Origin of the sequence: Paraburkholderia sp. RHO2, from assembly GCF_050955445.1 — a bacterium.
In the GTDB taxonomy this organism is placed as follows: Bacteria; Actinomycetota; Actinomycetes; order Mycobacteriales; family Mycobacteriaceae; genus Prescottella; species Prescottella agglutinans_A.
This window is the reverse complement of the sequence record NZ_CP162617.1, coordinates 783,928-802,641: the sequence shown is the minus strand read 5'-3', so window position 1 is coordinate 802,641 and position 18,714 is coordinate 783,928. Positions and strand designations below refer to the sequence as shown.

Annotated in this window: 18 protein-coding genes; 9 read left to right on the top strand and 9 right to left on the bottom strand. The window is 67.9% G+C overall.

Going from position 1 to position 18,714, the window contains the following annotated elements:
- Positions 1–16: 16 nt before the first annotated feature.
- The 4 genes from ABTV10_RS03635 to ABTV10_RS03620 form a co-directional block, all read right to left on the bottom strand.
- On the bottom strand, positions 17–1,171 hold the full coding sequence (locus ABTV10_RS03635; RefSeq protein WP_499032636.1) for an acetyl-CoA C-acetyltransferase: 1,155 nt from the start codon (positions 1,169–1,171) through the stop codon (positions 17–19).
- Positions 1,172–1,190: 19 nt separating this feature from the next.
- Positions 1,191–1,814: a TetR/AcrR family transcriptional regulator gene (locus tag ABTV10_RS03630; RefSeq protein ID WP_174908103.1), complete on the bottom strand. Its 624-nt coding sequence runs from the start codon at positions 1,812–1,814 to the stop codon at positions 1,191–1,193.
- A 144-nt stretch (positions 1,815–1,958) separates the two neighbouring features.
- Positions 1,959–2,768 carry an SDR family oxidoreductase gene (locus ABTV10_RS03625; RefSeq protein WP_499032634.1) on the bottom strand — a complete coding sequence of 270 codons (810 nt, stop codon included), beginning with the start codon at positions 2,766–2,768 and terminating at the stop codon, positions 1,959–1,961.
- Complete coding sequence (locus ABTV10_RS03620) at positions 2,765–3,976, bottom strand: acyl-CoA dehydrogenase family protein (RefSeq protein WP_499032633.1); 1,212 nt, start codon at positions 3,974–3,976, stop codon at positions 2,765–2,767. Before ABTV10_RS03620 ends, ABTV10_RS03625 begins: the two co-directional genes overlap by 4 nt.
- Positions 3,977–4,041: 65 nt before the next feature.
- Between ABTV10_RS03620 and ABTV10_RS03615 the strand changes: the two genes are divergently transcribed.
- Genes ABTV10_RS03615 through ABTV10_RS03595 form a run of 5 tightly spaced genes read left to right on the top strand, consistent with a single transcriptional unit; the run spans position 4,042 to position 9,746 of the window.
- A complete protein-coding gene (locus tag ABTV10_RS03615) occupies positions 4,042–5,631 on the top strand; it encodes a FadD3 family acyl-CoA ligase (protein WP_499032632.1) in 1,590 nt (529 codons plus the stop codon).
- Positions 5,628–6,491: an enoyl-CoA hydratase gene (locus ABTV10_RS03610; RefSeq protein WP_499032629.1), complete on the top strand. Its 864-nt coding sequence runs from the start codon at positions 5,628–5,630 to the stop codon at positions 6,489–6,491. The genes ABTV10_RS03615 and ABTV10_RS03610 overlap by 4 nt, the downstream gene beginning before the upstream one ends.
- Entirely contained in the window at positions 6,491–7,630 is a 1,140-nt protein-coding gene (locus ABTV10_RS03605; protein WP_499032628.1) for an acyl-CoA dehydrogenase family protein, read from the top strand. Before ABTV10_RS03610 ends, ABTV10_RS03605 begins: the two co-directional genes overlap by 1 nt.
- Positions 7,627–8,613, top strand: coding sequence for an acyl-CoA dehydrogenase family protein (locus tag ABTV10_RS03600; RefSeq protein WP_499032626.1), 987 nt, complete (start codon positions 7,627–7,629; stop codon positions 8,611–8,613). The genes ABTV10_RS03605 and ABTV10_RS03600 overlap by 4 nt, the downstream gene beginning before the upstream one ends.
- Positions 8,610–9,746 carry an acyl-CoA dehydrogenase family protein gene (locus ABTV10_RS03595; RefSeq protein WP_499032623.1) on the top strand — a complete coding sequence of 379 codons (1,137 nt, stop codon included), beginning with the start codon at positions 8,610–8,612 and terminating at the stop codon, positions 9,744–9,746. Before ABTV10_RS03600 ends, ABTV10_RS03595 begins: the two co-directional genes overlap by 4 nt.
- Positions 9,747–9,818: 72 nt before the next feature.
- On the opposite strand, the gene ABTV10_RS03590 is transcribed toward ABTV10_RS03595, so the two are convergent.
- Both ABTV10_RS03590 and ABTV10_RS03585 read right to left on the bottom strand, forming a co-directional pair.
- Entirely contained in the window at positions 9,819–10,460 is a 642-nt protein-coding gene (locus tag ABTV10_RS03590; RefSeq protein WP_499032621.1) for a ScbR family autoregulator-binding transcription factor, read from the bottom strand.
- Positions 10,461–10,829: 369 nt separating this feature from the next.
- Positions 10,830–11,642: an HAD family hydrolase gene (locus ABTV10_RS03585; RefSeq protein WP_499032620.1), complete on the bottom strand. Its 813-nt coding sequence runs from the start codon at positions 11,640–11,642 to the stop codon at positions 10,830–10,832.
- 138 nt (positions 11,643–11,780) lie between these two features.
- Between ABTV10_RS03585 and ABTV10_RS03580 the strand changes: the two genes are divergently transcribed.
- On the top strand, positions 11,781–12,284 hold the full coding sequence (locus ABTV10_RS03580; protein ID WP_499032617.1) for a nuclear transport factor 2 family protein: 504 nt from the start codon (positions 11,781–11,783) through the stop codon (positions 12,282–12,284).
- A 152-nt stretch (positions 12,285–12,436) separates the two neighbouring features.
- On the opposite strand, the gene ABTV10_RS03575 is transcribed toward ABTV10_RS03580, so the two are convergent.
- Complete coding sequence (locus ABTV10_RS03575; RefSeq protein WP_499032615.1) at positions 12,437–13,636, bottom strand: cytochrome P450; 1,200 nt, start codon at positions 13,634–13,636, stop codon at positions 12,437–12,439.
- 122 nt (positions 13,637–13,758) lie between these two features.
- Between ABTV10_RS03575 and ABTV10_RS03570 the strand changes: the two genes are divergently transcribed.
- The 3 genes from ABTV10_RS03570 (at position 13,759) to ABTV10_RS03560 (ending at position 17,527) form a co-directional block, all read left to right on the top strand.
- Complete coding sequence (locus tag ABTV10_RS03570; protein ID WP_499032612.1) at positions 13,759–14,619, top strand: SDR family oxidoreductase; 861 nt, start codon at positions 13,759–13,761, stop codon at positions 14,617–14,619.
- A complete protein-coding gene (locus tag ABTV10_RS03565; protein WP_499032610.1) occupies positions 14,616–15,347 on the top strand; it encodes an acetoacetate decarboxylase family protein in 732 nt (243 codons plus the stop codon). Before ABTV10_RS03570 ends, ABTV10_RS03565 begins: the two co-directional genes overlap by 4 nt.
- A 113-nt stretch (positions 15,348–15,460) precedes the next feature.
- Complete coding sequence (locus ABTV10_RS03560; protein WP_499032608.1) at positions 15,461–17,527, top strand: neutral/alkaline ceramidase; 2,067 nt, start codon at positions 15,461–15,463, stop codon at positions 17,525–17,527.
- 54 nt (positions 17,528–17,581) lie between these two features.
- Here ABTV10_RS03560 and ABTV10_RS03555 read toward each other — a convergent pair whose 3' ends face one another.
- Positions 17,582–18,037, bottom strand: a complete 456-nt coding sequence (locus ABTV10_RS03555) for an SRPBCC family protein (RefSeq protein WP_499032606.1) — start codon at positions 18,035–18,037, stop codon at positions 17,582–17,584.
- Positions 18,038–18,142: 105 nt separating this feature from the next.
- A complete protein-coding gene (locus ABTV10_RS03550) occupies positions 18,143–18,592 on the bottom strand; it encodes an SRPBCC family protein (RefSeq protein ID WP_499032604.1) in 450 nt (149 codons plus the stop codon).
- Positions 18,593–18,714 lie beyond the last annotated feature (122 nt).

Here is an 18,714-nt window from a genome sequence, read left to right as displayed (position 1 = left end):
TTCGCGAGCGGGAGAACTAGCCCTGGATGCGCTCGATGATCGTGACGTTCGCGGTGCCGCCACCCTCGCAGATGGTGAGCAGGCCGTAGCGGCCGTCCGTGCGCTCGAGCTCGTTGAGCAGGGTCGCCATCAGCTTGGTGCCGGTCGCACCGAGCGGGTGGCCGAGCGCGATCGCGCCGCCGTTGACGTTGACCTTGGCCGGGTCGGCGCCCAGTTCCTTGATCCACGCGAGCACGACGGGGGCGAAGGCCTCGTTGATCTCGACCAGGTCGATGTCGTCGAGGGTCAGGCCCGTCTTCTCCAGCGCATGCTGGGTGGCCGGGATCGGCGCGCTCAGCATGAAAATCGGGTCGTCGCCGCGGGCGCTCATGTGGTGGATGCGGGCGCGCGGCTTCAGGCCGTACTTCTTCACGGCCTCCTCCGACGCGAGCAGCAGCGCGCTGGCGCCGTCGGAGATCTGGCTGGCGACGGCGGCGGTCAGGCGGCCACCCTCGACCAGCACGTTGAGGCCGGCCATCTTCTCGAGGCTGGTCTCGCGCGGGCCCTCGTCCGTGGTGAACTCACCGAAGGGCACTATCTCGTTCTCGAAGCGTCCCGCGGCGATCGCGGCCTTGGCGCGCTCGTGGCTCTGCAGGGCCCACTTCTCGAGGTCCTCGCGGCTGATGTCCCACTTGTCGGCGATCATCTCGGCGCCGCGGAACTGCGACACCTCCTCGTTGCCGTAGCGCTCGGTCCAGCCCTTGGACTCGGCGGTGGGGGTGGTGAAGCCGTACTGCTCGCCGACGATCATGGCGGCCGAGATCGGGATCTGGCTCATGTTCTGGACGCCGCCGGCGATGATCAGGTCGGCGGTGCCGGCGAGGATCGCCTGCGCACCGAACTGGATGGCCTGCTGGCTCGAACCGCACTGGCGGTCGACCGTCACGCCGGGCACGTGCTGAGGCAGGCCTGCTGCCAGCCACGACAGGCGCGCGATGTTGCCGGCCTGGCCGCCGATCGCGTCGACGCAGCCGAAGACGACGTCGTCGACGTCCGACGGGTCGATGCCGGTGCGCTCGACGACGGCCTTGATGACGTGCGCGCCCAGGTCGATCGGGTGAACGGGCGCCAGGCTGCCGTTCTTCTTGCCGATCGGGGTGCGGATGGCGTCGACGATGTAAACCTCGGGCATAACTGCTCCTGGATTCGGATTACTTGTGGGAGTCGGGGCTGGCAAGCCCGTCCAGAACGATGGAGAGGTACTGCTTGGCGACGGCCTCGGCGGTCATAGGACCACCCGGCCGGTACCAGCGAACGGCAACCCAGACCGTGTCGCGCATGAAGCGGAAAACGATTTCGATGTCGAGGTCCTTGCGGAAGCTCCCGTCGGCGACACCGGCCTCGAGTACCCCGACCCACAGGTCGCGGAACTCCTGGTTACGCTCGGCGAGGTACGCGAACCTCTCGTTGGCGGCGAGGTGCTTGACCTCGTCCTGGTAGATCGCGACCGCACTGTGCGAGGCGTCGATGGCCTCGAACGACGCGATCACGAGGGCCTCGAAGGTCTCGCGCGAGCCCATGCCGGCGTCGACGATCTCTCGGTAGCGGCCGAACAGGTCGTCCTGGAAGCCGCGCAGGATCTCGTCCACCATGGACTCCTTGGAGTCGAAGTGATGGTAGAGGCTGCCGGACAGGATGCCCGCCGCGTCGGCGATATCACGCACGGTGGTGGCCCGCAGACCACGTTCGGCGAAGAGGCCCGCGGCGAGTTCGAGGAGCTCGGCGCGACGCCCGGACTTGTTCGAAGACTCGTCGGCGTCTCGGGGTGGAGTCATGCCGGACATCCTACCAACCAAGCGATTGCTAGGGTATCGCCGCATTGCGCCCAGTGGACAGCTTTCCACAGCGGCCGAATGTCACATCGGTGCAGTTGAACTGAACCGATGTGACATTCGGCCACCGCAGGCACTGTCGGCTACCTACGCGCGCTGGCTGGAGATCGAGACGATCTCGCCGGTGAGGTAGGTGGTGTAGTCGCTCGCGAGCATCGCGATGGTCGCGGCGATCTCCCACACCTCGGCGGCGCGGCCGTAGGCCTCGCGCGACGCCAGGTTGTCGAGCAGCTCGTCGCTGGTGACCTTCGCCAGGAACGGGTGACGCGCGATGGACGGGGCGACCGCATTGATGCGGACACCGTACTCAGCGGCCTCGATCGCCGAGCAGCGGGTGAGCGCCATGACGCCGGCCTTCGCAGCCGCGTAGTGCGACTGCGAGTGCTGCGCGCGCCAGCCGAGCACCGACGCGTTGTTCACCAGCACGCCGTTGTGTTCCACGCTCTTGAAGTAGCGCAGCGCCGCGCGGGTGGCGCGGAACGTGCTCGTCAGCGTGATGTCGACGACGCGGTCCCACTGCTCGTCGGTCATGTCGACGATCGGGGTCTCGCCGCCCAGGCCGGCGTTGTTGACGAGAACGTCGATGCGGCCGAGCTTCTCGGCGGCGCCGGCGATGAGGGCGTCGACCTGCTCGGTGCTCGAGACGTCGCACACGAACGACTCGACCTGCTGGCTGCCGAACTCGGCCGACAGCTTCTCGACGGTCTCACCGAGGCGACGCTCGTGGAAGTCCGAGACGAGGACGTCGGCGCCCTCGAGCAGCGCGCGACGCGCGGTGGCGAAGCCGATGCCGGTGCCCGCCGCGGCCGTCACGACGACCTTCTTGCCCTTGAGCAGGTTGTGGCCCTCGATCTCCTCGGGGGCGACGGACAGCGGGGACTTGATGGTGGCGGTCACGGGCGTGCCTCTCGGGGAAGGCCGAGCACGCGCTCGGCGATGATGTTGCGCTGGATCTCGTTGGATCCGCCGTAGATGGTGTCGGCGCGGGTGAACAGCCACAGACGCTGCAGGTCGTTCAGTTCCTCACCGGGCTCGGTGTTCTCGACGCCGACCAGCGAGGCCGCACCCTGAACCTCCATGGCGAGCTCGCCGAGACCGCGGTGCCAGTTGGCCCACAGCAGCTTCGCGACCGACGCCTCGCCACCGTTGGCGCTCGCGTCGACGCTCGCGAGCGTGCGCAGTGCGTGGGCGCGGATGACCTGCAGGCTCATCCAGGCGCGGGAGATCTTGTTGCGGATGGCGGGATCCTGCGCCGCACCGTTGCGCTCCGCCAGTTCGACGATCGACTCGAGCTCACGGGCGAAGCCGATCTGCTGCCCGAGGGTCGAGACGCCGCGCTCGAAGGTCAGCGTGCCCATCGCGGTGCCCCAGCCGTTGCCCTCGCCACCGACGACCAGGTCGGCGTCGGTGCGGGCGTTGTCGAAGAACACCTCGTTGAACTCGGACGTGCCGGTGAGCTGGATGATCGGGCGGACCTCGACACCCGCCTGGTTCATGGGAACCAGCAGGTACGACAGGCCCTTGTGACGCGACGAGCCCGGCTCGGTGCGCGCGACGACAAAGCACCAGTCGGCCAGGTGCGCGAGCGACGTCCAGACCTTCTGGCCGTTGACGACCCACTGGTCGCCGTCGAGACGCGCGGTGGTCGACACGTTCGCGAGGTCGGACCCGGCGCCCGGCTCGGAGTAGCCCTGGCACCACAGTTCGGTGACGGTCTTGATCCCCGGCAGGAAGCGCTGCTTCTGCTCCTCGGTACCGAACGCGATGAGCGTCGGGCCCAGCAGCTCCTCACCGATATGACTCACGCGCGCAGGCGCATTCGCGCGTGCGTACTCCTGATGGAAGATGATCTGCTGGCTCAGCGTCGCCTCGCGTCCGCCGTACTCCTTCGGCCACCCGAGGCAGGTCCAGCCGGCGGCAGCCAGGTGACGGTCCCATTCGAGGCGTTCCTCGAACGCCTCGTGTTCCCGTCCCGGCCCGCCGAGGCCCTTCAGCTCGGCAAACTTCCCGGAGAGGTTCTCTTCGAGCCATTCGCGAATTTCCCGCGCAAAGGCCTCGTCAGCAGCTGCCTGCTCGCTGGTCTCAATACCCTGGCTAACGTCCACAGCGATACGGTACCCTACCAAGCACTTGCTTTGTATAGAGGTTCCGCCTCGCCTTAGGAGAGATTGTGAGCACGAATGTGACCACCGAGCCCCGGACGACCCCGGCCGCGCTGTGGCGCGCCGTTGAACAATTCGGATCGAACGAGGCTGTTGCGGACGGATCCGACCGCACCACTTACACCGAACTACTGGAGCGCGTGCGCCTCGCCGCCCGCGCCCTGATGGCCAAGGGCATCGAAGCGGGCGACCGCGTCGCAGTCTGGGCACCCAATACCCACCACTGGATCGAGGCGTTCCTCGCCGCGCAGTACGCCGGCGCGACGCTGGTGCCGATCAGCACCCGCTACACCGGGCACGAGGCCCTGGACCTGCTCGAGCGCACCCGAGCCAAGGTCCTGGTCGTGCCGGACCGGTTCCTCAAGAACGATCGCCTCGCCGATGTCCTCAAGGCCGCCGGTCCCGGCGGCATCCCGTCGCTGCAGCTCGTGCTCCGCACGCCGTCGGACGACCCGACCTCCGGCGCCCCCACCACCGAGTTCCTCGGCGGCGAGATCCTCGAATGGGATCAGCTCGCGGCCGCGGCCGAGCCGGTTTCGGTGGAGGAGGCCGACGCTCGCGCTCGCGCGGTCTCGCCCGACGACGTCGCCGACATCCTGTTCACGTCCGGCACCACCGGCAAGAGCAAGGGCGTCATGACCGCGCACCGCCAGACCGTCGGTATCGCCGACGCGTGGGCCGACTGCGCCGAGGTCGACGAGAACGACCGCTACCTGGTCATCAACCCGTTCTTCCACACCTTCGGCTACAAGGCCGGACTCATGGTGTGCATCCTGCGCGGCGCCACGATGGTGCCCGCTGCCGTCTTCGACGTCCCCACGATCATGACGACGATCGCGAACGAGAAGATCAGTGTCCTGCCGGGCGCCCCGACCATCCACCAGACGATCCTCGACTTCCCGACCCGCGACGACTACGACCTGTCGAGCCTGCGCGTCGCGATCACCGGCGCGGCCGCGATCCCCGTCGTGCTGGTGGAGCGGATGCAGGCCGAACTCGGCTACGACGCCGTCATCACCGCCTACGGCCAGACCGAGGCGGTCGTGGTGACGATGTGCCGCACCGACGACGACCCGGTCACGGTGGCGACCTCGTCCGGACGGGCGATCCCGGGCATGGAGGTCAAGATCGGCGAGCACGGCGAGATCCTGGTGCGCGGCGAGAACGTCATGCTCGGCTACCTCGACGACCCCGAAGCGACGAAGAAGACGATCGACGAGGACGGCTGGCTGCACACCGGCGACGTGGGCGTGCTCGACGAGCGTGGCTACCTCGACATCACCGACCGCCTCAAGGACATGTACATCTCGAACGGGTTCAACGTCTACCCCGCCGAGATCGAAAACGCCCTCGCGCGAATGGACTCCATCGTCGAGGCGGCCGTCATCGGCATCCCCGACGAGCGAGCCGGCGAGGTCGGCCGCGCATACATCGTGCCGAAGGCCGGCGCCGACGTGACCGCGGAGGACGTCATCGCGTTCTGCAAGGAGCGCCTGGCCAACTTCAAGATTCCGCGCGAGGTGAAGATCGTCGGCGCGCTTCCGCGCAACCCGTCGGGCAAGGTGCTCAAGAACGATCTGCGGGAGGGCAAGGCATGACCGACCCCCACGGTGTTCCTGACGAGGGGGAAGTCGTCACCTACGAGGTGCGGAACCACGTCGCGTTCGTGACGCTGAACCGTCCCGACTACCGCAACGCGCAGAACTCGGTGATGACGTACGCCCTCGACGCCGCGTTCGAGCGGGCCGTCGAGGACGACGACGTGAAGGTGATCGTGCTGGCCGGCAACGGCGAGCATTTCAGCGCCGGCCACGACATCGGTACGCCCGGCCGCGATCACCACGTGCACTACGAGAACAAGGCCGCGCTGTGGTGGGACCACCTCGGCAAGGCCGGCGGTGACCAGCGTTTCGCCCGCGAGACCGAGGTCTACCTGGGCATGTGCCGTCGGTGGCGGGAGATTCCGAAGCCGATGATCGCCCAGATCCACGGCGCCTGCATCGCCGGTGGCCTCATGCTCGCGTGGTGCTGCGACCTGATCGTCGCGTCGGAGGATGCATTCTTCGCGGATCCCGTTGTGCGGATGGGCATCCCGGGTGTCGAGTACTTCGCGCATCCGTGGGTGCTGGGATCGCGGTTCGCGAAGGAGATCCTCTTCACGGGCGATCGCTTCTCCGCGCAGCGCGCCTACGAGGTGGGCATGGTCAATCGGGTGGTGCCGCGCGCCGACCTCGAGACCGAGACGCTCGCGCTGGCCGCACGGATCGCGGAGATGCCGCGGTTCGGGCTGGCGCTCACCAAGAAGGCCGTCAACCAGTGCGAGGACCTCATGGGTCAGCGCGCCGGTATGGATTCGGTGTTCGGCCTGCACCACTTCGCCCACGCACACAATGCCGAGGTGGGCAGGGACTCGCTGGGTGGAATGGACGTCAACAGTATGAAAGCGAAGGCGAAATAGTGGATCTCGAACTGGATGAGAAGGCCCGCGCCTTCCAGCTGGAAGTGCGCGAATGGCTCGCTGCCAACGTCCCGGCGCAGCCGCTGCCGTCGATGGACACCGCGGAGGGATTCGAGGCCCACCGCGAGTGGGAGCACAAGCTCGCCGATGCCCGCCTGTCGACGGTCGCGTGGCCGGAGGAGTTCGGCGGCCGCGACGCGTCGATGATCGAGTGGGTCCTCTTCGAGGAGGAGTACTACAAGGCCGGCGCCCCCGGCCGCGTCAGCCAGAACGGCATCTTCCTCTTCGCGCCGACGCTCTTCGAGCACGGCACCGAGGAGCAGCTCGCGCGCATCATGCCGCGCATGTCCCGCGCCGACGACATCTGGGCCCAGGCCTGGTCGGAGCCGGAGGCCGGTAGCGACCTGGCGGGCATCCGGTCGACGGCCCGCCGCACCGAGGGCGGCTGGATCCTCAACGGTCAGAAGACCTGGAGCTCGCGCGCCGTGTACGCGGACTGGGGCTTCGGCATGTTCCGCACCGACCCGGAGGCGCAGCGCCACAAGGGCCTGACGTACTTCATGTTCCCGCTGAACCAGGACGGCGTCACCGTGCGCGCCATCCCGCAGCTGGACGGCGAGCCCGGCTTCGCGGAGATCTTCTTCGAGGACGTCTTCGTCCCGGACACCGACGTCGTCGGTGAGGTCAACAACGGCTGGCGCGTCGCGATGAGCACCGCGTCGAACGAGCGTGGCCTGTCGCTGCGCAGCCCCGGCCGCTTCATCTCCGCGGTCAACCGCGTGATCGAGGTGTGGAAGGCGAACGCGGACGAGACCGACACCGCCGCCCGCGACCGCGTCGTCGACGCGTGGATCGGCGCCGAGGCGTACCGCCTGCACACGTGGGGCACCGTCACCCGCATGCTCGAGGGTGTGCCCCTCGGCGTCGAGGGCTCGATCAACAAGATCTTCTGGTCCGAGCTCGACGTCCGCATCCACGAGACGGCGCTCGACCTGATGGGCGCCGACGGCGAGCTCGCCGGCAAGTGGCAGGACGGCTACCTGTTCTCGCTGTCCGGCCCGATCTACGCCGGCACCAACGAAATTCAGCGCAACATCGTTGCCGAGCGGATGCTCGGACTCCCGAAGGCGGATCGATGAAATTCTCCCTGTCCACCGAGCAGCGCGATTTCGCGGAGAGCCTCCGCGGCCTGCTCGCCAACGCCAACACCCCGGCCGTCGTCCGGTCGTGGGGTGAGAACGACACCGCTCCGGGCCTGGCACTGCTGCAGCAGCTCGCCGAGACCGGCGTGACCGCGCTCGCCGTGCCGGAGGAGTTCGACGGTATCGGTGCGCACCCGGCCGATCTGGCTGTCGCGTTCATCGAGCTGGGCCGCGCCGCGGTTCCCGGCCCGATCCTGGAGACGGCCGCCGCCGTCCCGGCGCTGCTGTCGGCGCTGAACGACCAGCAGCTGGCCAAGCGCTTCCTGCCCGGCATCGCCGAGGGCACCCTCGCGTCGCTGGTGCTCGAGCCGTCCACGCCGCGCGCCCTCGACGCCGATGTCGCCGAGCCGGTCCTGCGGGTCTCGGGCGACACCCTCGAGCTGGTCCGACCGACCACGCAGCTCGAGTCGGTCGACCCGGCCCGCCGCCTGTTCGAGGTCGAGTCGGTCGAGACGCTCGCGCAGGGCGCGGACGTCGCCGCCGCCGCGGAGAAGGCCTACGACCTCGCGGTGCTGGCCGCGTCGGCGCAGCTGATCGGTGCCGGCCACGCGATGATCGAAACAGCCACCGAGTACGCCAAGAACCGTTCGCAGTTCGGTCGCGTGATCGGCAGCTTCCAGGCCGTCAAGCACCACATGTCCGACGCGCTCGTGGCCGTCGAGATGGCGACGCCGCTGGTCTACGGCGCGGCGATCTCCATCGCCGAGGGGTCCGACACGATCGCTCGCGATGTCTCGGCCGCGAAGGTTGCCGCCGCGAACGCCGCGTATGTGGCCTCGCGCAAGGCGCTGCAGGTCCACGGTGCGATCGGTTACACCCTCGAGTGCGACCTGTCGCTGTGGCTGACCAAGGTGCGGGCTCTGCAGTCCGCGTGGGGCACCGCCTCGGCACACCGCGCACGGATTGCGAGCGCGCTGTGAGCGGGGTCGGAGTGTTCGCGGAGGAGCAGATCGAACTCCGCAAGACGGTTGCCCAGCTGCTGGCCAAGCGCGCCGACGCGGCCGCGCTGCGCAAGACGCTCAAGTCGGGCGAGGCGTTCGACCGCGGCCTGTGGGACGTGCTGTGCCAGCAGGTCGGTGTCGCGGCGCTCGCGATCCCGGAGGAGTTCGGTGGCTTCGGCGCCACGCTCGTCGAGCAGCATCTGGTGCTCGAGGAACTCGGCGCCGCGCTGACGCCGTCGCCGATGTTCGGTTCCGCGGTCCTCGCCGCGCAGGCGATCCTGGCGACCGGCAACGACGAGGCGTGCGAGCGCCTGCTGCCCGGCATCGCGGAGGGGTCGTCGATCGCCGCACTGTGCTGGGTGGGTCCCGAGGGCCACTGGCGCAGTGACGAGGTCGCGTGCACGGCCGCCGGCAGCGACGCCGACGGCTACACCGTCTCCGGTGCCGCCCACTACGTGCTCGACGGCGCGCACGCCGACGTGCTGATCGTGGCGGCAGTCGTGGAGGGCACAGACGGCGTCATCGGTTTGTTCGAGGTCGACCCCACCGCTGCCGGCGTCGCCCGCCGCCAGCTGCCGACGATGGACCTCATCCGTCCGATGTCGTTGGTGGAGTTCGATTCCGCCCCGGCCGTGCGGCTCACCGCCGACGACGCGACCGCGGCACTCGAGAAGGTCCGCACCATCGCGATCGTCGCACTGTCGGCCGAGCAGGTCGGCGCCGCCGAGCGCTGCCTGCAGATGACGGTGGACTACAGCAAGGATCGCGTCCAGTTCGGTCGCGCGATCGGCAGCTTCCAGGCGCTCAAGCACCGCATGGCGGATCTGTACTTCCTGGTGGAGACCGCACGCTCGGCGTCGTACGCGGCCGTGCACTCGCTGACCGAGGGCCTGCCGACGGCCGCCGCGGACGCCCTGGTCGCGAAGGCGTACTGCTCGGAGGCATTCCTCGCGGTCACCGGTGATGCCATCCAGCTGCACGGCGGCATCGCGATCACGTGGGAGCACGACGCGCACCTGTTCTTCAAGCGGGCCCACGGCAGCGCGCAGCTGCTCGGCCAGCCGGAGGAGTTCTTCAAGGAGATGGAGACGCTCGCGGGCCTGCCCGCCTGATCCGTCCCCGACGCGAGGGCCGGACCGGGATTCGTTCCGGGCCGGCCCTCGGCGTCTGTCTGGTCGGTTGCCTCAGCTCCCCGTCGGTGTCCAGCGGGCCGCGAGGATCCGGTCGATCTTGTGTCGTCGCCGCGGCGGCACGATGCCCGGAAGCAGCAGCTTCAGCATCTGGTCGATGCGCTCGTAGAGATCGATCCGCCTGGTCAGCACGTTCGAAACCAGTTGCACGCCGGTGAAGGCCGAGACGACGAAACGACCGAGTTCGTCGGGGACGACCGTGTCGACGACGTCCCCCTGTTCGCGCGCGGCGTGCGCGAGCCGTGCGACGCTGTCGATCCAGTCGACGTACGGCTCTCGGGGGCCGCCCGCCGCACTCATCTCCAGCGTCAGCCGAATCCCTGCCCGCACGATCGGGTCCTCGATGATCTGCCGGCCCATCTCGTAGCAGGCCATGACCAGTTGCTCGAGCGCTGGAGCACCCGTCTCCGCGATCGCCAGCACAGCATTCATCGAGATGGCATGTTGTTCGTCGATGACGACACCGGCAAGTTCGTCCTTCGACTTGAAGTGGAAGTACAACGCCCCTTTGGTGATTCCGGAAAGGTCGACGATCTCTGCCAGACTGGCTCGCTCGTACCCTGCGCGGTCGAACATCACGGCGGCACCCTTGACGATCTGGTTCCGCGTGATCACCGCCCGCTCCTGCTTGAGCATCCAGCCGCACCCTTCGTCTCGATTGTCCAACGGGTTGCATCATTGCCGATTGCAACGAATCGGGCCAGAGGCTTCCCACTGCCTGACCTCACCGTCCAGGCGGCCGATCGGCCGTGCCGAAACGACCCGTCGATCCGCCCCACGACGGCCCGCGCCGACGACAAGCGCATCGGCCGGGAACCGATCAAGCAGCACAGCATGATTGGACCGACTCGCGGAAGTTTCCTGTTCACATACCGGCCGACCGGCCAGCTTTACCGTTCCAGCCGCAGTTTTCGCGCCTCTTCGAAATGGGCGATAACGTAAACCGAACTGTGATCCAAAGCACAGATTCGCGGGGCTGGCCCCCGTGCCGCGCCGCCGGCCGAGTCAGGCCACGAGCTCCTCGAGGTACTGTGCGACGCCGTCGTCCTCGTTCGACGGCAGCACCCGGTGCGCAAGCGCGCGCACCTCCGGCAGTGCATTGTCCGGACACAGCGCGGTGCCGCCCCACATCAGCATCGGGATGTCGTTGACCGCGTCTCCGATCACGGCAACCTCCTGCGCCGCAATACCTCTCGATGCGCACAGCCGAGCGAGAGCGGTGGCCTTCGAGACCCCCGACGCCGCCATCTCGACGTACGGGGCCCCCGAGTGCGTCAACTCCACCCCGTCCACACCGGCGTCGACGGCGAGACGGTACAACTCGCGACTGGAAACCTCGGGGTGGCGGGCGACGATCTTGACCATCGGCTCCCCCATCCGCGGCAACCGTTCCTCGAGAATCATCTCGTCCAGGGTCCGATGGTGGTCGGCGTAGTCGCACAGCGCCGCGTACTCGGGTTCGGCCACGAACGTCGTCGGGCCGACGTTGGCGAACACCACACCCGGCACCAGCGTGCGCACACGCTCCATCGCCGCGAGGGCCTCGGTGACCTCGATCGAGATCGTGCCGGTGATCTCGGGGGTGCCGTCCGCCAGGTCGAGCGTGACCGCACCGTTGGCGCAGATCGCCTCCCCGCGGAAGCCGCACGAACGCGCCAGCGCGTCCACCGAGTGCCGCGCGCGGGCCGTCGCCCACACCACCTCGATGCCGGCGGCACGGGCATCGGCCATCGCTCGGGCGGTGCGCGGCGAGACCGATCGGTCGGCACGCAGCAGGGTCCCGTCGAGGTCGGAGGCCACCAGTCTGATTCGCGTCACCTGTCGATGATCGCAGCTGTCGCCGAGGAGCCTCCCGCCCGGATCGGCTCCGCGCGCCCGTCCACCGGGAGTCTGTGCACCGAAACGAAATCGACGGAAGCGGTCCCGCAGCAAGGCCTGCTGTGTGATGCTCCGCGAATGACCAGATCCAGCGAGGAACTCAGCGCCCTGGAGGATCTCCGGCAGCTCAAGTACCGATACTTCCGGACCCTGGACCTCAAGCGGTGGGACGAGTTCGCGGACACGCTCGCGGAGGACATCGTCGCCGAGTACGGAACACACGCGCTGCGCGAACCGCTCGTCTTCGAGAGCCGCGACGCTCTGGCCGGCTTCATGCAGAAGGCCCTCGGTCCGGCGATCACGTCGGTACACCTCGCGCACCATCCCGAGATCACCGTCGACGGCTCCACCGCCGAGGGCTCGTGGGCCTTCGAAGACACGGTCATCGTCCCCGACGCCCGCCGCCTGATCCGGGGCGCCGGCTACTACCGGGACAGCTACCGCCGCGACGACGACGGCCGGTGGCGCATCACGCGGACGGCGTACGACCGCATCTACGAGTCGATCATCTCGCTCGATGACATCCCCAGCTTCGAGTTCCTGTCGCACATGTGGGCCGAGGGGCCGGCGAAGGGCGCCTAGTAGGCCCGCTCGCGAAGGACGTCCCGGCGCCGGCCGGCGAGTAGGGTGCCCGCCATGGGGGCTTCGAGGATCTTCGTGGGGTTGCTTGCATCTGCGAAGGCGACTGGGGGGCCGTTGTCGCCGACGACCACACCGTCGGGTGGGTCGCGACCTCAACCGTTCGGGGTCGCTGCGGTGAACTTCACCGGCATCCTGTCCAACCCGGAGACGAAGTTCGCCGGGCGCCGCGGCAGCGGAACGCCCGTGGCCAGGGCCATGTCGGGTAGGCGTGCGAGCAGCCGCTCGAACATCACTGCGCCCTCGAGCCGGGCGAGTTGGTTGCCCAGGCAGAAGTGGGTGCCGAAACCGAACGCCACGTGCGGGTTCGGGGATCGTCGGGTGTCGAAGCGGTTGGGTTCGTCGAAGACGGTCTCGTCGAAGTTCGCGGACTCGAACAGCAGCAGCATCTTCTCGCCCCGCTCGAGTTCCGTTCCGAAGAACGTGGTGTTGCGCGTGACGGTGCGCGCCATGTTCTTGATGGGCGACGCCCACCGCAGCATCTCCTCGACGGCCAGCGGGATGCCCGACCGATCCGCCACCAGTCGATCCCGCTCATCCTCGTGACGCATCAACTGCTCCATGCCACCGCTGAGCACGTGCCGGGTGGTCTCGTCGCCGCCGATGAGGATCAGCAGCGACTCGTTGACGATCTCCTGGTCGTCGAGGCGCTGTCCGTCGATCTCGGCGTGCACGAGGATGCTGATCAGGTCGTCGGACGGGTCCTTCCGCCGCTCGGCGACGGTGCGGAACGTGAACTCGTTGAACGCGACGTACGCGTCCATCATCGCCTTCAGCTGTTCCTCGGTGGCGTTGCTGCCCAACGCTTTCACCAGATCGTCCGACCACTGCAGGAACGTCTCCCGCTGTTCCGGGCGCACCCCGAGCATGTCCCCGATCACCGCCATCGGCAGCGGCGCTGCGAGGTCGGCGACGAAGTCGCACTCACCCTTCTCGCACACCGCGTCGATCAACTGATCACAGATCTCGCGAATCCGTCCGATCTTCGCCTCCACCTTCTTCCGGGTGAAGCCGGTGTTGACCAGTCGGCGCCGCTGCAGATGCGCGGGGTCGTCCATGTCGATCATCTGCGGCAACGGGCCGGTCTCCGGGCGGATGCCCCCGGCGTTGGAGAACAGCCCGGGATCGCGTTCGGCCGCGACCAGCGCCTCGTACGTCGACGCCGCCGCCACACCGTTGCGGTCCCGGAACACCGGCCGATGCGCCCGCATCCACGCGTACGCCTCGCGCGGATCACCGAACTCACCGGCGTAGAAGCGGCCGTCGAGCAGATCGGTCTCGTTCACGATCGTCATTCCGCATGCTCCTCGGTCTCGCACCGACACATCCGAAAGCCTCGAGAATCTGCCAAACCTGTCCCGATCGTAGAACTTGTTCCTACTATCGGCGGGGTATCGGACCGACGAGGGGAGACGGGATGACGTCGGACGCGAACTCCGGAGCGTTTGCGGGCAGATCGGTCCTGGTGACGGGCGGCGGCAGCGGCATCGGACTCGGCATCGCGCAGGCCCTCGTCGCCGACGGTGCACACGTCACGATCTGCGGCCGCAGCGCCGACAAGCTCGCGGCGGCCGCCGAGAAGATCGCCGCGTCGGGGGCGTACGCGGCCGGCGGATCGGTCACGACCGTCGCGACCGACGTCACGATCGAGCCGGATGTCGAACGCGCCGTCGCGCGGGCGATCGAGACCACCGGACGACTCGACGGCGTCGTCGCATGCGCCGGCGGCAACGAGACCATCGCGCCCGTCACGCAGCTCGACACCGACGCGTGGCGCCGCACGGTCGACCTCAATGTCACCGGCACGATGCTCACGATCAAGCACGGCGCGCGGGCCCTCGTCGCGGCCGGCGGCGGCTCGATCGTCGCGATCTCGTCGATCGCGGCCAGCAACACCCACCGCTGGTTCGGTGCGTACGGCGTCTCGAAGTCCGGTGTCGACCACCTGGTGCAGCTCGCCGCGGACGAACTGGGTGCCAGCAATGTTCGCGTCAACGGCATCCGACCCGGACTCACCCGCACCGACCTGGTCGCGCTGATCACCGACGGCGGACCGATCCTCGACGACTACATGGCGTGCACTCCGCTGGGCCGGGTCGGCGAGGTCGAGGACGTCGCCGCGCTCGCCGCCTTCCTCCTCGGTCCGCGGTCCTCGTGGATCACCGGGCAGATCATCAATGTGGACGGCGGCCAGATGCTCCGCCGCGGGCCGGACTTCCGGTCCATGCTCGAACAGGTCTACGGCGCCGACGGTCTACGCGGGGTGGTGTCGCAGTGAGCTCGCACATGGTGCTCGGCAAGCAGGTCGACATGCCGGTCGAGATCCGGACCGCCTCGGCGTTCATGGCCATGTACTCCGTCCCGACGGCGGCGGCACAGCGGTTGATCGAGCACACCGGGCTCGAGATCCTGCAGTATCGACCCGGACGCGGACTGTGCGGACTGGTGTTCGTCGACTACGTCGACGGCGACCTCGGCCCGTACAACGAATTCGGCGTCACCTTCATGGTCCGCAACCACCGCGAGCGCGGACGGGCGTCGGTGCTCGGTGACCTGCGGTCGCTGGCCAAGGGCACCGCAGGGGCGCTGATCCATCGGCTCCCCGTCGACGGCGAGTTCACGCTCGCCGCGGGTCGCGGCATCTGGGGCTTCCCGAAGACCCTGGCCGACTTCGAGGCCGACCACGTCAGCACGGTCCGACGCGGGGCGGTCAGCCAGGACGGCCGGCTCATCGCGGAACTGACCGTCAAGCAGGGCGTCCCCACCCCCGGTGCGGGCACCAACACCTCCGTGGAGGCGTACTCGCACCTCGACGGCGTCACCCGCCACACCGCGTGGGACATGAATCCCACTGGCGTCCGCACCCGGATCGGCGGCGCCGAACTGCGCCTGGGGAGCCATCCGATCGCCGACGAGCTGCGCTCGCTCGGTCTGCCCCGCCGAGCCCTGATGACGACCACGATCCCGGATCTGCGGATGACGTTCGGCGACGCGGCAGCCGTCTGATCCGCTTCGGGATTCGACGCCCCGCCCCTTGCGTATCCAGACCAACTGGTGTGTGCTGAAGACTTGGACATTTGATCAACTTCGGTTCTCCACCTCGCGCAAAGGATTACGTCTTGACGATCAGTCGACGCAGTGTGCTGGCCGGAGCCGCGGCCGCACCGGCGCTCGCAGCCATAGCCAACGCAGCCGGTTCCACCGCTTCAGCTCAGCCCCGCTCCGCTTCCGCCCCCGCCCGCCGCACCGGATCCGCGCAGGGATTCCGCGTCGGCGTCGGCCTCTCGGACATGACCGGACCCATCGCCGAGAACGGCATGATGGGCTACTCGCAGTTCGATCAACGGGCCGAGGGCCTGCACCAGCGGACCCGGGTGCGTGCGTACATCTTCGCCGACGCCGACGACAACCGCGTCGTCTACACGTGCGCCGACACCTGCATGGTCTTCCAGGCCGTGCACGACGCCGTCCTCGCCCGGCTGGCCGCCCAGTACGGCGACCTGTACACCGAGAAGAACGTAATGCTCACGGCCGTGCACTCGCACGCGGCGTGCGGCGGCGCGTCGCAGGACTACGCGTACAGCCTCGCGACGCTGGGCTTCCAGCCCCAGGTGTTCGACGCCGAGGTCGACGGCATGGTCGAGGCCATCAGCGCCGCGCACGACGACCTCGCGGCGGGAACCGTCGCGTACGGTCGCAGTGAACTGAAGGATGCCAGCGTCAACCGTTCCCGCGCCGCATTCGATCGGAACCCGCAGCGCGACAAGGACTACTACCCGCTCGGCATCGACACCTCGATGCGGGTGCTCAGGATCAGTCAGGGCGATACGAACGTCGGCGGCATCGGCTGGTTCCCCACGCACGGCGCGTCGCTCACCAACAAGAACCACCTGATCTCCGGTGACAACAAGGGTGCCGCCGCGTACTTCTGGGAACACGACGTCGCCGGCGTGCGCTACCTCGACGGCAAGCCCGGATTCGTCGCGTGCTTCCCGCAGACCAACACCGGCGACATGTCCCCCAACCTCGACCTCGAGCCGGGCCACGGCCCCACCGCCGACGACTTCGAGAACACCCGGATCATCGGCGAACGCCAGGTCGCCGCGGCCCGGGAGGCGTTCACGCAGGCGACACCCCTGCAGTCGACGACGGTCGACAGTCGAATCATGTATCTGGACATGGCGAATCAGCTGGTCGATGGCAAGTACACCTCCGACGGTCAGCCGCGCCGCACCGCTCCGGCCTGCATCGGCGCCGCGATGGCCGCCGGCAGCACCGAGGACGGGCCCGCGATCGAGATCTTCACCGAGGGCACGCACAACCCGGTGATCGACGCGCTCGGCGGCATCGACGCCGAGACACCGCAGTGGCTGGCGGACGCGCAGGCGCCCAAGCTGGTGCTGGTGCCCGTCGGCCTGCTGCCCCCGGACGGCTGGGTGCCGCACGTGCTCAAGATCCAGATCATCCGCATCGGCGACGTCTACGTCGTCGGAGGGCCGGCCGAGTTCACCATCGTCTCCGGCCTACGCATCCGCCGCACGGTCGCCGAGGAGTTGGGCGTACCGCTCGAGAACGTCATCTTCCAGGGCTACGCCAACGCGTACTCGAGCTACTGCACCACGCCCGAGGAGTACGACGCGCAGCAGTACGAGGGTGGCTCCACACTGTTCGGCCGCAACACCCTTCCCGCCTACCAGCAGGGCTTCGCGGCACTCGCCGCCGCGATGAAGACGGGCGCCGACGTCCCGCGTGGACCGGCACCGCGCGACCTGTCCGGCTTCCAGCCCGGGTTCGGGCGCGAGTTCCCGTTCGACGCGCCGCTGCCCGGACGTAACTTCGGCGATGTCGTCGTCCAGCCCGCGGGCAGCGCCGGCACGGGAGAGCAGGTGGCGGTCGAGTTCGTCACCGGACATCCCAAGAACGACCTGCACCGTCGTGGAACGTATTTCGAGGTGCAGCGGCGTGACGGCGACCGCTGGGTCCGGCACGCCGATGACGGCGACTGGGCCACCAAGTACCGGTGGCGCCGCGAGGGCCTCAACGCCTCCGTCGCCCGCATCACGTGGGACGTCCCCGCAGGCACCGCCTCGGGCACGTACCGGATCCAGCACTACGGCAATTGGAAGAACCCCGCCGGCGAAGTGTTCCCCCTCACCGGCACGTCAGCGGAGTTCACCGTCCGCTGACCGTCGGAACTGAAGGGTCCCTTCATGCGCGGACAGCGCGTGTGAAGGGACCCTTCAGCCGTTCGACGCTTCGAGGATCGTCTTGGCGTTCTCCAGATCACTGCGTACGTCGCGCGCGTACAGCTTCTGCACGATGGCATCGGCAAACTTGAAGACTCCCGTTCCGGTCTCGCCGTCCTGCACGAACGTCACCTTCGTGGCGCCGTCCCCATCGCTGTCGAAATCGAGCTCACGCGTGTACCCGATCTTCGATTCCCGAGATTCCATCCGGATCCGCTTGTTCGCCTCGTAGTCGACCATCTCCTCGGTCGCCTTGATACGCGCGCCTGCCACGCGAGCCGTCAACGAGAAGACGGAGCCGACCTCGTCCCGAGAACCTGATACGAGTTCGTAATCGACTACGTTACTGGCCCATTCGGGCCCATTCTCGGGATCGGACAGGTACTCGAACACCTCTGGAACAGGGCGATTGATGACAATCGATTCACGCGTTCTGAGAGTCTTGGCCATGGATCTCACATCCTCAGTCGGAGGTTTCGGCGGCGCCACACCACTTACGTTCCACCACAATCGGATACCGGGGAACGAGGGACGAATGCGACACCGCATCAGCCCTTATCGGGTCTCGAGAATCGTCTTGGCGTTCTCCAAGTTGCTGCGCACGTCGCGCGCGTACATCTTGACCACGACGGGGTCGGCGAACTTGAAGAGGCCGGTCCCCGCGTCGGCCTCCTGCCGGAATGTCACCTTGGTCGCACCGTCCCCGTCACTCTCGAAATCGAGTTCGCGGTCGTATCCGATCTTCGATTCCTTCGATCGGATCCGGAGCACCTTGTTCTCCTGGTAATCGGTGAGCTCCTCGGTCGCGTGGACCCGCACACCCGCCACTCGCGCGGTCACATCCATAACCGCGCCGACCTCGTCCGGCGCCCCGGAGAGAACCTTGTACTCGACTACGTTGCTACTCCATTCAGGAAGCTTGTCCGGATTGCACATGTATCGGAAGACCTCGGACACCGGTCGATCAATGACGATCGACTCGCTCGTTTTGAGCGTTCTGGCCATGGATATCACACCCTCTGACTAGAGGCGACAGTCGACGCGTCACGCAAGCGATGCGCGCACCCGCGCCGATTCGGCACTCGGGCAATATGATTCGCGGTAGGCATACGATCCAAAGGATGCGC